The 14,905-nt window shown below is 40.8% G+C and carries 12 protein-coding genes and 1 tRNA gene; 3 read left to right on the top strand and 10 right to left on the bottom strand.

Features of this window, described 5'->3' with window-relative positions; genetic code table 11:
- Positions 1 to 7: 7 nt before the first annotated feature.
- The 8 genes from ACYQ3L_RS14925 to gldG all read right to left on the bottom strand — a co-directional run bounded on the left by ACYQ3L_RS14925 (position 8) and on the right by gldG (position 9,658).
- Complete coding sequence (locus tag ACYQ3L_RS14925) at positions 8 to 1,162, bottom strand: T9SS type A sorting domain-containing protein (RefSeq protein ID WP_380001625.1); 1,155 nt, start codon at positions 1,160 to 1,162, stop codon at positions 8 to 10.
- 227 nt (positions 1,163 to 1,389) lie between these two features.
- Positions 1,390 to 1,620: a hypothetical protein gene (locus tag ACYQ3L_RS14920; RefSeq protein WP_380001627.1), complete on the bottom strand. Its 231-nt coding sequence runs from the start codon at positions 1,618 to 1,620 to the stop codon at positions 1,390 to 1,392.
- Positions 1,621 to 1,800: 180 nt separating this feature from the next.
- A tRNA-Arg gene (locus ACYQ3L_RS14915) sits at positions 1,801 to 1,874 on the bottom strand.
- A 91-nt stretch (positions 1,875 to 1,965) separates the two neighbouring features.
- Positions 1,966 to 2,859 carry a 4-hydroxy-tetrahydrodipicolinate synthase gene (gene dapA / locus ACYQ3L_RS14910; protein WP_380001629.1) on the bottom strand — a complete coding sequence of 298 codons (894 nt, stop codon included), beginning with the start codon at positions 2,857 to 2,859 and terminating at the stop codon, positions 1,966 to 1,968.
- Between the two features lie 83 nt (positions 2,860 to 2,942).
- Positions 2,943 to 3,452 carry a DUF6913 domain-containing protein gene (locus ACYQ3L_RS14905; protein WP_380001631.1) on the bottom strand — a complete coding sequence of 170 codons (510 nt, stop codon included), beginning with the start codon at positions 3,450 to 3,452 and terminating at the stop codon, positions 2,943 to 2,945.
- Positions 3,453 to 3,608: 156 nt separating this feature from the next.
- On the bottom strand, positions 3,609 to 4,751 hold the full coding sequence (galK, locus tag ACYQ3L_RS14900) for a galactokinase (RefSeq protein ID WP_380001633.1): 1,143 nt from the start codon (positions 4,749 to 4,751) through the stop codon (positions 3,609 to 3,611).
- A gap of 101 nt (positions 4,752 to 4,852) precedes the next feature.
- Positions 4,853 to 6,856, bottom strand: coding sequence for an NAD-dependent DNA ligase LigA (gene ligA / locus ACYQ3L_RS14895; protein ID WP_380001635.1), 2,004 nt, complete (start codon positions 6,854 to 6,856; stop codon positions 4,853 to 4,855).
- Positions 6,857 to 7,264: 408 nt separating this feature from the next.
- The gene (gene gldG / locus ACYQ3L_RS14890) at positions 7,265 to 9,658 is read right to left on the bottom strand and encodes a gliding motility-associated ABC transporter substrate-binding protein GldG (RefSeq protein WP_380001637.1); all 2,394 of its coding nucleotides are present in this window, start codon (positions 9,656 to 9,658) and stop codon (positions 7,265 to 7,267) included.
- Between the two features lie 34 nt (positions 9,659 to 9,692).
- Here gldG and ACYQ3L_RS14885 point away from each other — a divergent pair, with 34 nt between their 5' ends.
- From ACYQ3L_RS14885 to ACYQ3L_RS14875, 3 genes are read left to right on the top strand one after another with little or no spacing between them, the layout of a single operon-like run.
- The gene (locus tag ACYQ3L_RS14885) at positions 9,693 to 10,508 is read left to right on the top strand and encodes a hypothetical protein (RefSeq protein WP_380001639.1); all 816 of its coding nucleotides are present in this window, start codon (positions 9,693 to 9,695) and stop codon (positions 10,506 to 10,508) included.
- A gap of 57 nt (positions 10,509 to 10,565) precedes the next feature.
- Positions 10,566 to 10,976, top strand: a complete 411-nt coding sequence (gene mscL / locus ACYQ3L_RS14880; RefSeq protein WP_291112526.1) for a large-conductance mechanosensitive channel protein MscL — start codon at positions 10,566 to 10,568, stop codon at positions 10,974 to 10,976.
- A 28-nt stretch (positions 10,977 to 11,004) separates the two neighbouring features.
- Entirely contained in the window at positions 11,005 to 11,847 is an 843-nt protein-coding gene (locus tag ACYQ3L_RS14875) for a M48 family metallopeptidase (RefSeq protein ID WP_380001641.1), read from the top strand.
- Positions 11,848 to 11,926: 79 nt separating this feature from the next.
- Here ACYQ3L_RS14875 and ACYQ3L_RS14870 read toward each other — a convergent pair whose 3' ends face one another.
- The gene (locus ACYQ3L_RS14870; protein ID WP_380001643.1) at positions 11,927 to 12,991 is read right to left on the bottom strand and encodes a glycosyltransferase family 9 protein; all 1,065 of its coding nucleotides are present in this window, start codon (positions 12,989 to 12,991) and stop codon (positions 11,927 to 11,929) included.
- Positions 12,992 to 13,323: 332 nt separating this feature from the next.
- A complete protein-coding gene (locus tag ACYQ3L_RS14865; protein WP_380001645.1) occupies positions 13,324 to 14,877 on the bottom strand; it encodes a family 43 glycosylhydrolase in 1,554 nt (517 codons plus the stop codon).
- Positions 14,878 to 14,905: the final 28 nt, after the last annotated feature.

The raw sequence follows: 14,905 nt of genomic DNA, 5'->3' as shown, positions 1-14,905 counted from the left end.
TATCTTTTTACTTTTTAATAATTACTTCATTCACAAACACCCCATTCGCCGTAATCCTGAGTACATAATTCTTCGGATGCAGGTTCGAACAGTCTACCGTCTCATAATAAGTGCCCGCCGTTTTGCTTTTAGCTGCTATCTTTTTTACCGGTAGTCCCTCAATAGAGTATAACTCAAACGATACCCTGGCATCCTCTTTGAGTTCATACTCGATGTTCAGCATCGATTCTACCGGATTAGGATATAGCTTACAGCTCATTATATCATCCAGTGTAACTGTTTTTACCGTTGGATCATCTGTCTGATTATTGTTTTCCGTCTCTTTCCATAATTCATCCAGTAAGGCTAAATTTTCGGGGTCGGTTTCCAGGTACAGATGGTCTTGCGGGGGGAAGAAGAAAGCTGTCGAGAAGATTTCGGTACTGTCATTCAGGTTGATATTACGAATTGTCTCAAATACCGGATAACGGTAGCCTTTGCTATACCAGCGGCAGGTCTCAAGGGATTTGCCTTTGCTGTCAGCCTCATTTACCGTGAAACTTCCTTCTGCGGGTATATCATAAATTGTCTGGACGGTCTTTACCCTCAACACAGGGCTGAGCGTATCCCCCGATGGCAGTATCATTCTCCCGTAGGCATCGGCTGTAGTGGTCATAGTTCCCTGTGTGCGGATATCCACCGTGCCCGAATACAGACCTTCCGACTTATAAACAGATGAAACAGTTTGACCATAATTCAATGGGAATTGCATCAGTGTCATTGGAGTAATATATGCCAGCTTGACAGAGGGGTTCTCATGGCCCTGCTGTAGCAGAGAATCATTGGAAAGACGGTAGTAATACATGGTATTATGCTCTGTACCTACTATCAGTTCATTATCCGATACTTTCTTCTTGTTGTAGCGGATATTACCCAGTATATAGACCGAGTCACCTTCCAGCGGTGGCAAGCCATAGGTGAGGGTATATTCATCGTTAACGGTTTTGAGTTTACTAAAGTCCCAAATCCGGTTCACTCCGGCTTTTCCCGGATCTACAAATTCGACCTGTTGTTTTATTAACACATCACCGGGACGGTAATAATTGTGCGAAGTGTTAAGTTGACCGAGGACAGGCAATGCCACCCACAGGGACAGCAAGAAGAAAATTTGAGCAGGCTTCATAGTTAAGATATTAATTATTAATCTTTAAATTACGATTACAAGCAATATTGTATAAAAAGAAATATATCTCTTTCCATCATAGTGATAAATGTCTTCTTCATATTTCACCAACAAAGCATAAAAATAACATAATTTAATTAATATTAAATATATGATAACAGGTTTTAAAACATAAAATTCATATAAAAAAAATGATATGTGCCGGCTACGCCTGGAACTACAAGGATTTAATAGATAAATATTACATCAAGCTCCAAGAGAAAGCTAAAGCGCGTAGAAATCTTCGTCGGTTGTTTCCAGAATCTGCCTTTCACCGCTCTCTTCCGAGTTGATGAAAGCGACAAGCTATAATTATCAGGATCACTGTCGAAATCTACCTTTGTCGGAGATATAAAGTATCCGCCAATGGCAATTTTAAGCCTATCAGGGTTCGGTGTGTATGTTTTAGAGACTTTCATACAAATAATAGGACTGCGCTGTATAATCCGTCAATACGGCCGAATTATAAGCTGATACGGTCCAGTATAAATAATCCTGCTCCTATCTGGCTGAACCGTATCAATACTGAGCGTCATACAAGTACCTAAAACAATAGGCGTGTAAACCATTGATTTACACGCCTATTCATATTTATTTTGTGACCACGGCAGGATTCAAACCTGCAACCTTCTGATCCGTAGTCAGATGCTCTATTCAGTTGAGCTACGTAGCCATTGCTTAATTGCGATGCAAAGGTAAAATAGTTTTATATATTCTCCAAATCTGAAAGGCAGTTTTTCGCAAAAAAATTACCTAAACCTTGATCAGCACTTGATATTCAACTCTATAAGAACATTCCTTATTTGTTCATATGTGGTAATACGCGTTGGCACAAGAGGCAAGCGTAACCTATTTTCAATATATCCCATCATATTCAGCATACATTTCACTCCTGCCGGGTTACCATCCACAAAAAGCAGATTGAATAATTCGTTAAAGCTATGATGTATCGTTAGAGCACTACTATAGTCACCCTCAAGAGCCAGACGTGTCATCCGGCTAAATTCTTTGGGAAAAGCATTCCCTATAACGGAAATAACCCCTATAGCCCCTAAGGTTATCAAAGGGAAGGTAACTCCGTCATCTCCCGATATGACATCAAAATTTTCGGGCTTACGCTTGATGATTTCATCCATCTGGCTCATATTACCCGAAGCCTCTTTCACCGCAACTATATTCGGAAAATCATTAGCGATACGCAATGTCGTATCAGCAGTCATATTTACCCCCGTCCGTCCCGGTACATTATATGATATAACAGGCAGGGACGAAGCCTCTGAAATCGCCTTATAATGCTGATAAATACCTTCCTGCGAAGGTTTATTATAGTATGGCACAACGGAAAGAATACCATCGATACCTGCATAGTCGTTCTTTTTTAGTTTCTCTACGATGGCACGTGTATTATTACCACCTTCACCCAGAATAACAGGAATCCGGCCATTCACACGGCTCACTACCAGTTCCACAATCTGTTTCTTTTCATCTTCGGTCAATGTAGGGGTTTCGGCTGTAGTTCCCAGCACAACGAGATAATCAGTACCATTTTGCAGTTGGTAATCTACAAGACGAAGCAGTGCATCGTAATCTACGCTTTCATCGTCTTTAAAAGGAGTTATCAAAGCAACCCCCATTCCTCTGAGATTTATTCTAGGCATAAAAATAGTTCAAGACATTTATCTTTTCTTCCAAAAAGACTTTCTGCATTTTGTTTGTGCAAAATTAAGAATTAATTTATTCCTCAACGTATATTGTTCAGGTAAAATTTTATCTGCTTATATGTTTCAAGAAGATTTGAATCCTCTTCTTTAAGGATAATAAGGTCGTAAACTTTAAAATCCTGCTCCCTGATGCCGATACAGAATTCAGCAGAATTATTGGCCAGCAGATACAGCAAAGACTTATCGTTCTTTGTCGTCAGGTCCAACAATGTATCATACGACAGTTTTCTGAATTCGTCAATAACCCGGGAAGACAATCCCAACCATTTAGAAATATCTTTCTGACCGATAACCCTTACATCCGGAGGATATGTCAGGCTATCCCCATTTTTCCCCAACTGAACCGTCCATAATATGATATCCTTGCCTTTATCTTTTAAATCCCGGCTGATCTGAAGCACTTCATTCCAGTCTTCACCGGTAAATAGTATAAGGATTTTTTTCATATCGTCCAGTTTATGAAAGATATGTGTACGTTCGTTGCTCTTAAGAGCAGCATGTATCTTCTTTTTAACCTTAAAGCCAAACATATGATTGAATATATGGTTGAAATATTATTTTTATTATTGCATAGTTTGTTGTATTTGTGTTTCAAATCCCCCCGTCTAATACGAACGGGGGGACCCTAAATATTAGTATGTATCAAAAGCCATGAATTTTAATCCATCTAAAATCCGGCCTGATTATTAAAGTTTTCTAGCACCGTCTTTGATTACGACATCGTAGACTTTAGGTTTGATTTTAAACTTTTGTTCATAAGCTTCGGTCGCACGCTTGATAAAGCTATCGTGAAGTTCGTTCTTCACAAGGTTGATTGTACAACCTCCAAAACCACCACCCATCACACGTGAACCTGTCACACCGCATTGGCGGGCTACATCGTTCAGGAAGTCAAGTTCGTCGCAGCTTACTTCATATTTACGGCTCAGTCCGATATGGGTTTCATACATCTTCTTACCCACTGTTTCGTAATCACCTTTCTTCAATGCTTCGCAGGCATCCTGCAAACGCTGTATTTCCTCAATTACGAATTCTGCACGCATATAGTCCTCCGCGCTCACTTCATTGGCCACCTCTTTCAGCATATCCAGTGTCGCATCGCGGAGCAGTTCCACTTCCGGATGATATTTGCGGATATAAGAAGCCGCATTCTCGCACGATTCACGGCGCTTGTTATAAGCTGAAGAAGCCAATTCGTGAGCTACACATGTATTCAATAATACCAGACGATATCCTACCGGATCGAATGGCACATATTCGTATTCCAGTGAACGGCAATCGAGACGGATAAGCGAACCTTCTTTACCAAAGCAAGATGCGAACTGATCCATAATACCGCATTTAACACCTACATAATTGTGTTCGGTAGCCTGACCTATCAATGCCAGTTCGAAACGGTCGAAACCTAAGTTATACATATCATTGATAGCGAAGCCAAAGCAGCTTTCCAAAGCAGCGGAAGAAGACATGCCTGCTCCCAGCGGCACATCACCCGCAAATACACAGTCGAATCCTTCAACTTTCTTTCCGCGTTTGATCATCTCGTTGCATACTCCGAATATGTATTTACCCCACTGCTTGATTGGAATATCGTCCAATCCGAATTCGTCCATTTCCGACAAGTCCATAGCATATGCCCTGATACGGTCCGGTGTACCGTTCGGCTTAATCACGCAATACATAGCTTTATCTATTGCTCCGGGTAGTACGAAACCACCATTGTAGTCTGTATGTTCTCCGATAAGGTTGATACGTCCGGGCGATGTATATGTTACACCATCAGTCCCGTAAAGTGATTTAAATTTTTCTTGGATTGGTTTCAATTCCATGGTTGTTTTTTATTTAGGTTTATAAAAAATAAGTTTCTATTTATTAGAGATACAAGATACGGGTAAACGAGTCACGAGTTGCCTGCACCATTCTTAATCATTCACTTTTCATTTATCATTTCCAGAAACGCGTCCTCTGTTATAATAGGCACACCCAGGCTTTCCGCCTTTTCCAACTTAGCCGGGCCCATATTATCACCACCGAGTATATAATTCGTTTTTGAAGAGATAGAACCGCTGTTCTTTCCTCCGTTTTGTTCTATCATGGCTTTATATTCGTCCCGTGAATGTTTTTCAAAGGTACCGCTGATAACAATTGACAGACCTTTCAGCTTTTCGGTTCGCTGAGAAACGATGTCTTCACTAAGTTCAAATTGTATGCCAAACTCCCTTAGTCTATTTACCACCTCCACATTACTGCTTTCACCAAAATATCTGACAATACTTTGCGCTATCCTGTCACCTATTTCGTCCACTTGCACCAGGTCTTCTGCCGGGGCTGCCATAAGCGCATCGATATCAGGAAATGCGAGAGCCAGCTTTTTAGCCACGGTTTCCCCTACATAACGGATACCCAAAGCATAAAGGACACGGGCATAAGGTACCGAGACCGATGCATGGATACTATCCACAAGGTTTTTGGCGCTTTTTTCCGCCCAGCGTTCGAGACGGGATACATCCTGCCATTTCAATGTGTACAGGTCTGCAATATTATGTATAAGACGCGCGTTGTACAGATGCTCTACCGTCTCCGATCCTCCGGCTATATTCATTGCCTTGCGGGTAAGGAAATGTTCTATACGCCCTTTGATCTGCGGCGGGCATGATATATCATTCGGACAATAATAAATAGCTTCCCCTTCGTCCTTCACCAATGGAGTACCGCATTCAGGACAGTTTTTGGTAAATTCTACCTTTTCATCGAATATTCCTCTTTTCGATATATCCACCCCTGTTATTTTGGGTATGATTTCACCGCCTTTTTCCACATATACCTGATCGTTAATATGTAAATCGAGCAGGTTTATATAATCTTCATTATAGAGGGAAGCACGCTTTACTGTCGTACCCGATAGCTTCACAGGCTTCAGATTGGCAACAGGAGTAACAGCCCCTGTCCTACCCACCTGATAAGAGACAGATTCCAAGGTAGTCACCGCCTTTTCGGCCTGAAACTTGAACGCTATCGCCCAACGTGGAAACTTCGAGGTATATCCGAGATTCCGTTGTTGCGTAAGCGAATTTACTTTCAATACAATTCCATCGGTAGCTACAGGAAGATTCTTGCGCTCAATATCCCAGTAATGAATATAGGCAAATATCTCGTCCAGCGTCTTACACTTCTTCGTTGCATCCGAAATTTTGAATCCCCATTCTTTGGCTTTCATCAGGTTTTCGTAGTGCCCATCAGTCGGCAGATTCTCTCCCAGCATAAAATAAAGGTAAGAATCGAGCTTACGGGTAGCCACTATTTTAGGGTCTTGTTGCTTCAATGTGCCCGAACCTGCATTACGCGGATTGGCAAAAAGCGCCTCTTCCTGCTCTGCCCTTTCCTTGTTCAGATCTTCGAATACAGACCAGGGCATAAGTATCTCGCCACGTATTTCAAATTCGGCAGGATAATCATTGCCACGCAAACGTAATGGAATACTGCGGATAGTACGCACATTGGCCGTCACATCATCCCCCTGTACTCCGTCACCGCGGGTTATCGCCTGTGTCAGTTCACCGTTTATATATGTCAGGGATATGGATGTACCGTCATATTTGAGTTCACAGACTATTTCAAATTCATCGTTCAATCCTTTTTGTACACGGTTGTAAAAATCCGTTACTTCGGCTTCGGTATAAGTGTTGCCGAGTGAAAGCATAGGATATTTATGTCTTACCTGCCTGAACGATTTATTAATATCGCTGCCTACACGCTGAGTCGGGGAATTAGCATCGAAATATTCGGGATGCAAAGCTTCCAACTCAGATAATTCCTTTAATTTTTTATCGAATTCGAAATCAGATATTGTGGGTGCAGACAAAACGTAATAATCATAATTATGTTTATTAAGCTCTTCCCTGAGAGCTTCTATCCGTTGTTTTATATGGTCCATTCTTAATGTTAAAAGTGTATATACAAATATAGTGAGAAATAGGTTTATCAAACAAATAATTAGTTATTTTTCAGAATTGATGGATATATGTTAGCAATAAACGGTTATCAGTTAGCAGTAAACAACGGATGCACATTTTTTCATTCAGGCAATTTCCACCTCTGTAATTCATAGCTATTTTCTAAAAACCTGACAAACCTGACATATTTTACACCTTTTTTCATCTGTCGGTTTTTTCCCCATTTTTCGATTTCACCATAACTTCCCGGAGGAAATAAAAACCTGACAAACCTGACACTTATTATATTTTTCCGTTTATCACCTTTCGTTCAATATTTCAATGAATTATAGACTAACAGCTATACTATTATAGATAAATCAATTCTATTTTAATCAACAATAAAGTTCTTACTTTTCATACTTTCTCTTCCTGTATATAAAAGTTCCTCCCATAAGCAAAGTCATAAACAGGATAGGAAACCCGATATTCAATACCATGTATCTATCCCTGTTATCAAAAGCTTCTTTCTTATTTAACAGATAAAGCCTCTGCCGTTTGGTGCGCAACGCCATCAATCCATCCTCATCAGTCAGCCAGTTAACGGCATTCACAATAAAATCACGATTACCATATTGCTGCTGCGATATACGGTCATATCCCATTGGCAATACCCGGGAGTTTTGCCCCTGTCCCTGTACTTCGTTACTGATAATATCGGAAGACGAAACGATTATCATCTTAGTCTCCTTACTCCGGCCTATAGTTTTATCCCCTCCCTCTATGCTATCGGGGATCAACCGGTTTGTAAACGCCGAAGCAAATGTACCTTCGAGGCTTACCGCTACAGGCACAAACGGCTGATTAAAATAATCTGGTATATCCTGTACACGTTCCACATCAAAATCGATTATTTCAGGTACCTGCATCAAATGGGCATTAGCCGAACTTGTCAGCAATATGGTCTTTTTCACAGCAGGCGAATTATTTACCACATCTACCGAACTGGCAAAACCGGCCTTTACGTCCCTTACATTCTTAGTTACAGGATGATCTGGAGAAGGAATCAGCAGGGGTTGAAAAAAACTGGGCAAGAGTGTCCCTGCCTGTATTTTTTCGTCCGTCATCAGATATGTGGATACACATTGCCTGTCCTGTATCAGGTCCGGGTTTATACGCACCCCGTAGGTAAATAACAGGTCGTCAAGGTTCACATTGTTCTTCATTGTAGCCGATTGCCCTGTCGTGGCTAAATCCTTATGCGAATAGTACACGCCGTCTACCAGCCACAACACTTTTCCTCCATTCATTATATACTGGTCGATAATATACTTTTCGGCCTCGGTATATTCCGATAGAGGGCCGGCAATGATAACCGCTGCAAACCCATCCAGTATTCCGGTATTGTTACCTATTTCGCCACGATCGACGGAGTAATATTTGGACAGTAATTCTTCGGCATCATATACATATGTTCTGGGCAATTCATCATGTCCTTCAATGAATGCTATGGTTTTAGGATTCTCCCGGTTTAGCAGCCGTATAGCATCTGTAAATTCGAATTCAAGACTTTCAACGGATGCATTTAAGTTTTCTTCAGCCGTATTGCCTGCCATATTTTTAAGCAACGAGACTATTAACGTATCCCTCCCGTTTGTAATCTGCGCGTAAGGATAGATCATCTTCCGGCTGGCTTTCCCCTCACGGTCTACTTCGTTCAGCATAACACCGGTCATTCCTTTTGTGGAAAAGGATTCGAATGTATCCTCCATTGACTTGCCGCTTTCATATGGATTTATATATCTGATATGAATATTATCATCCGCAAAGCGGTTAAAATCCGAGAGCAGATCTGATGTAGCATCTTTCAATCGCTGAAAGCCATAATTTAAGTCCCCTGTCAAATAAACATCAACCTTTAATAAACTCCCGTCTCCCACCCGCTCAAGTATATCTTTGGAATAATCACTCAATGTATAACGTTTATCCGCGGTGAAGTCCAATCTGGAATTTGGAGCAAAGAAAAATACTATATTTAAGATCAGTACCGCCGACGCCAAAGCAATCAGCAGTCGCGGTTTATTCTGTTTCAAATATAAAACAGCCAACAAAACGAATACTACCAGATAATTAATCACAACCGCTAAATCCTTGATTTCTATTGCCCCGCGCTGCATCAGATTATAATGCCCCGACAATCCGAAAGAAGCTACCGACGCCTGTATTTTCCCCGAAAGGAAGAAGCCCGATAGCATATCGAACCCATAAAAGGAAAATAAACAAAGGAAAACAGATACGATGAGCGCAACCACCTGATTCTTCGTAATCACCGACCCGAACAAACCGATGGAAATAAATACCGAAGCTATTAATACCAGAGAGATATATGAAGCCATTATGCTATCCAAATCGATATTCCCCACAGGATTCGCCAGCTGATATAAAGAGCAGGCATAAACGGCAGTAGGCAGGAGAGTAACCAATACAAAAACAACAGCAGCCAGAAACTTACTGAAATATATTTCCGAAGCCTTCACCGGTCTCGCCTTCAAAATATCGAGTGTCTTGTTTTTCTTTTCCTCGGAGAACAAGCGCATAGTCAGCGCCGGAATCAACACTGCAAATAACACGGGGGCCAGACCGAAGAAACGGTTCAGATCGACATATCCGCCATCGATCAGATTATACCTACCCGAAAAAGCCCAGAGCATCACTCCCGCTGTTAAAAGAAAGGCCAAAGCATAAAAAGCACCTGCAGCGGAGCAAAAAACAGACTTAAGTTCTCTCAATACTAAAGCTTTCATATATCTTTGTAAGAATACATTCTTTTACTTATCTATGACTAAACGGAGGATAAAGATAGTTATTTTATTTGTTCTGATAATCACTATTCTTATTGGCGGATGGCAGATGTACAAAAGATTGAAATACAACAAGCAATCTTTCGATACTGACTTGTACAGCTATGTATCGCCCCAGGCTACGGAAGTAATAAATATAAACAGGGGCTATAATCTGGAAAAGCTGTTTAGTTATGCACCATCCTTGACCGGATTGATAGATATACTGGGAAACAATATCCATTACCCGGTCATAATCTCAAAATATGCCAACGGAAATATGCTCTTAGCGGTAAAGACCAGCCATGAAGAAGAATATGCGATAAGGGAGCATATAGAAAAAGTGGTGTCCCTACCCTTTTCCCCTAAAATAATAAGATATAAAGATGCAGAAATATATATACACGCACTAGCCGATAATCAATTTCTTGTATATTCTTTTTATAAAGGGCTGTTTTTTATAAGCCATCATTACATGCCTGTTGAAAATATTCTGAATTCTGATCCCGAAAACACATTCTTCTCCGGAGAAGAGCATAAAGAGATCATAGAAAAAGTAAGGCTTAGCGCGCCTGTCAGTATGTATATGACATTGCCCGGTAATATGCTGGCTATAGATTACAGTGTACATGACGATACCATATATATGGAAGGATACATACTTAACCATGGTAAGCATGGCTCTTTTACTCCAAACCCGAACCTGATCCCTTTTATGATAAACCTGCCGGATAGCATATGCGTAGAAGACTATATAATATCGGATGAAAATAAACCGGCAGCCATTAAAATTAAATTAAACAAAATATATTAAGTTTGTGTTTTAATTCTAATTGTAGTATTTAACAAACTAAAACATATAAAAATTAATATGGCAGTATTAAAAGAATTGAAGAATTTCATGATGCGCGGCAACGTAGTCGATATGGCAGTCGGTGTCATTGTCGGTGGAGCTTTCGGAAAAATAGTATCATCTCTGGTAAGTGATATTATAATGCCCCCAATAGGGATTATCTTAGGCGGAGTAAATTTTACAGATCTAAAATTCGTGCTTAAAGATGCGGTAGGTGATATTCCGGCAGTGAGCATCAACTATGGTACTTTTATACAGACTATCTTGGACTTTGTAATAATTGCAACAGCTATTTTCTTTGCCATCAAAGGAATAAATGCTTTACAAACAAAAAAAGCGGAAGAACCGGCTGCACCTCCGGCTCCGACTAAAGAAGAGACACTGTTGACAGAAATAAGGGATTTACTGAAAGAACAGAATAATAAATAATTTTAACAGATCAAACTAACAAACTATTATGGTAAAAAAATGTCTCATATTATTCCTCGGCTATACGCTACTATTTACAGGATGCGGAAGTGTTCCGGTAACGGGCCGGAAGCAACTGAACCTGGTTTCGAACAGCGAAGTGCTGACTCTTAGCCTGCAACAATACGGCGAATTCATAAAATCGGCTCCTATATCTACAGACAAGGCCAATACGGCTCTTGTACAGAAAGTAGGCCGCAATATAGCCAACGCTGTAGAAACTTATCTGAATAATAACGGCTATGCCGATCAGGTAAAAGATTACTCATGGGAATTCAACCTGGTAAAGAGTGCTGATGTAAATGCATTCTGTATGCCCGGCGGAAAAATAGTAGTATATGAAGGCATATTGCCTTATACTCAGAACGAAACAGGACTGGCAGTAGTTTTAGGACATGAGGTTGCACATGCCGTTGCAAAACATGCGAACGAACGCATGAGCAACCAGATGGCTACACAGTATGGTACTGCTGCTGTCGGAGCAGCCCTTGGTGGCACATCCGCGGTTACACAACAGGTAGCGGCGGCGGCATTAGGATTGGGGGCACAATATGGAATTCTGTTGCCGTATTCGCGCAAGCAGGAACTTGAGGCTGACCAGCTGGGACTTATATTCATGGCTATGGCCGGATACGACCCCAGTGCCGCATCTGCATTCTGGCAACGTATGGCACAAAAAGGAAGCAGCACGCCAGAGTTTATGAGTACCCACCCTTCGGACGATACCCGTATCAAACAGATACAAAAAGACCTCCCTGCAGCTTTGAAATATTATAAAGGAGGGACAGGCAAAACGGGTGCGGCTAAAACATCGGAGAAATGGAGTTTCTGATAATATACTTCTAATGAAAATAAAAAGCCGGAGATAGTAAATTCTCCGGCTTTTTGTTTTTCCTGTTGGGAAAGAATGCTTATTTCTTTATTCCAAGTATTTTATCGATGGCAGCAACTATATCATTAATATCCATAGTATTGGTATCGACAGCCACACTTCCTTCATTATAAGGCTTATACTTGTCTGCATTTGTAACGGAAAACAATCCCACAACAGGAGTTTGTGCCGCGCTCGCCAAATGCATAATGCCACTATCGGCTCCAATGAAGACTTCCGTATTATTGATAAAAGCAGTTATTTCACGAATGTCTTTGCTATAATACGATGGAGCTTTAAAGTCTATCTGCGAAACATTCTCGACAGGTAAAATTTCCAGAATATTATATTTTTCACCATATTCGGCTTTAAGTCTCTCATAAGTATTGAACCACCAATCCTTTGAGTAACATTTATCTCCTGTAGCATAAGTATAAACAGATATTGTCTTTTTCTCCTTGTCAACCAGACTATCCATTATTTTTTTCCCTGTAGCAATTTCGGAAAGGCTCAGTTTTATGTCCAAAACCGGAATCGGTTTATCAATATCTGTCCCGTTAAATCCTAACCGGATAAGGTTGCCCCGAAAATTATAGACCGGAAATTTCGCTATATGCTCATAATCTTCATACTTCGCCAGAAGATCCTTATCCAGATCATTGAAAAATTTAAAGCGGGCATTCGTAAATTGCGTGGAAAGCCTTCCGGATGAAGAATTATTATCTACATTTATTACAATATCATAATTATGTTTCTTCAATGAAAACCAGACTTTCAAGTATTTAAACAATTCCCTGAAAGGTTTCTTGGGCAACTTAATTATTCGATCAACATTTTTATAGTTCTCGAATAAAATAAAGGAGATATTTCCTCTGACAAACAAATCTATTTTACAATTGGGGAATGTGCCGGAGATTTCCTGTACCAAAGGTGTTATCAACAGTTGGTTTCCCAAACGGCTGTTCGGCCTTGAGATCAAAACTCTTCTGATATCAGAATCAGATATACCGTGGGCGTACTTATTAAACGCGGAACGGCCAATATTTCTGGTCAATCCCCGCATGATGGCCCTTCTTTTGCCATTTACACTGCTCTTAAAACTCATATGTTATTTTACTCAAACTCTATGGCAGCAAATATATGAATAAACACAACAATGTAATTCATTTTTTATCAGAAAAAAAATGACCGGAAGTAATATTTTTTACAAAGGTATTTCCTGCACGTAAACAAGGGCGACCAGAATAATCGCGCATACCCGGATATTGCGCATCGTTACCGCTATCAGGCATTTATAAAAGTCAGGGGCAAGTCCCTTTAAAACCTGCCCCTGACTTGTTATTTAAGTTATCAATCAAGAATTAATACCTCATTTTTCAGGAGTATCTGATCATTCGCCCCCGGTACATAATGCGTCAATAAAATAAAAAAAGGTTCTTAATATTTATTTTCCACATTAAAATATCCGAATACCGCCTTATTATCCTTTCCATTATTTCCGGTAAGCAGGCCTATACGCAATCCGCGTCCCCACTGAGGAAGCCCGGTTATGTCTACCCGCTGGTTACCGGACGGGAATATATGCCACTCCGTTCCGTCCGCCGACCAATAGAAACGGTATAGCCTGGCATTTATGGCTTCGGCTTTTAGCATTACAGATTGATTATCGCCGAACGCGGTCGAATACAATTCTGTTTTCTGCCCTTTCTCCAGTTTGAATAGTTTTACTTCTTTGCCTTCAACACCCCATGCATAGAGATTTTCAAATCCCGCATATATGGTCAATCCTTTAAAGTTGGAACCTGTAGTATTCACCATAGTGGCCATAGTGTAATTACCTGTCTGTACATTTATTCCGCGAAAACCAAGGCCATTTTTGGTATTTGTTATAGTCAGAGAACCATTATTCTTCTCCGTTAATGGTTTGGATAAATACATATCCCATTGCCAGTATTTATCTTTTCCCTCATCTGCAACAGTAAAGTCGTCATAGAAATCTATATTCCTCTTCTGCACTGTACCTTTGAATGGTACCGGAGCCTGAGCCGTAGGAGTATCGCCATATCTGAAATAGGGCCATCCTGTGGTATCGTTCCATACCAACTCGTCTAAAAGCGCCTGACGGCCTACATATTCGAAATCATAAGCGTTGTATGCGTGATAGAGGTAAAAATATCTGTTATCGGGAGTCTGCACAAGCGTACCATGCCCCGAACACCGCCAGTCTTTACCTCCTTGCAGTATCGGGTCAGGCTCATATTGTTCCCATTCGCCCCTGAGGCTTTTTGCACGCGCAACATGTATCCGGTAATCGCAACGGTTGTCGCAACATCCACCGATAGAGTAGAAATGATAATAATAGCCGTTACGTTTCACAATACATTGCCCTTCGTCGCCGCGCCCGATCCAGCCTTTAGTGTGATCGGTCAGTGTAAAATGCTCTCCTTTAAGAGACAAACCGTCAGACGACAACCCGGAAGCCAGTATCTCTATCGGACGCTCATCGAGCCCGTAAGCTTTCCATGTTATATAAAGCTTACCGTCATCATCTTTAAATATATAGGCATCTATCGCTTCCTTACCCCATTCTATAAGCGGGCCATGATCGGTAAATCCTTTTGTAATGTCTTTTGTGGAAGCTACACCTATACACGATATATTATCGCTTTTTTTGCGAGCCGTGTAATAGACAAAATATGTGCCATTGTTGTAATACAATTCCGGAGCCCAGCAGTCACCTTTAATCCAGGCCGGAGGATCATTAAATACCGCGCCTATACGTTCCCAATTGATAAGGTCTTTGGAGTGAAATAAAGGATAACCGGGAACAAACTCGGAAGTTGTCCCTGCCGCATAGTAACTGTCACCTACACGGATAACAGTCGGGTCCGGCAAATCGCCGGCAATAACCGGATTACGGTATGTCTGCTCTATATTCTGGGCAAAAAGAGAGACAGAAATAAAGAATAATAAAAAAGTCAGTTTGTACATAAATCGTTATATTATATAAGTGTTTATT

It is taken from the genome of Dysgonomonas termitidis, assembly GCF_054657735.1.
This window is presented reverse-complemented; position numbering and strand designations above follow the sequence as displayed.

Coding starts and splice junctions, on each gene's coding strand:
- ACYQ3L_RS14925 (WP_380001625.1), bottom strand. CDS start 1,162: ATGAAGCCTGCTCAAATTTTCTTCTTGCTGTCCCTGTGGGTGGCATTG.
- ACYQ3L_RS14920 (WP_380001627.1), bottom strand. CDS start 1,620: ATGAAAGTCTCTAAAACATACACACCGAACCCTGATAGGCTTAAAATT.
- dapA (WP_380001629.1), bottom strand. CDS start 2,859: ATGCCTAGAATAAATCTCAGAGGAATGGGGGTTGCTTTGATAACTCCT.
- ACYQ3L_RS14905 (WP_380001631.1), bottom strand. CDS start 3,452: ATGTTTGGCTTTAAGGTTAAAAAGAAGATACATGCTGCTCTTAAGAGC.
- galK (WP_380001633.1), bottom strand. CDS start 4,751: ATGGAATTGAAACCAATCCAAGAAAAATTTAAATCACTTTACGGGACT.
- ligA (WP_380001635.1), bottom strand. CDS start 6,856: ATGGACCATATAAAACAACGGATAGAAGCTCTCAGGGAAGAGCTTAAT.
- gldG (WP_380001637.1), bottom strand. CDS start 9,658: ATGAAAGCTTTAGTATTGAGAGAACTTAAGTCTGTTTTTTGCTCCGCT.
- ACYQ3L_RS14885 (WP_380001639.1), top strand. CDS start 9,693: ATGACTAAACGGAGGATAAAGATAGTTATTTTATTTGTTCTGATAATC.
- mscL (WP_291112526.1), top strand. CDS start 10,566: ATGGCAGTATTAAAAGAATTGAAGAATTTCATGATGCGCGGCAACGTA.
- ACYQ3L_RS14875 (WP_380001641.1), top strand. CDS start 11,005: ATGGTAAAAAAATGTCTCATATTATTCCTCGGCTATACGCTACTATTT.
- ACYQ3L_RS14870 (WP_380001643.1), bottom strand. CDS start 12,991: ATGAGTTTTAAGAGCAGTGTAAATGGCAAAAGAAGGGCCATCATGCGG.
- ACYQ3L_RS14865 (WP_380001645.1), bottom strand. CDS start 14,877: ATGTACAAACTGACTTTTTTATTATTCTTTATTTCTGTCTCTCTTTTT.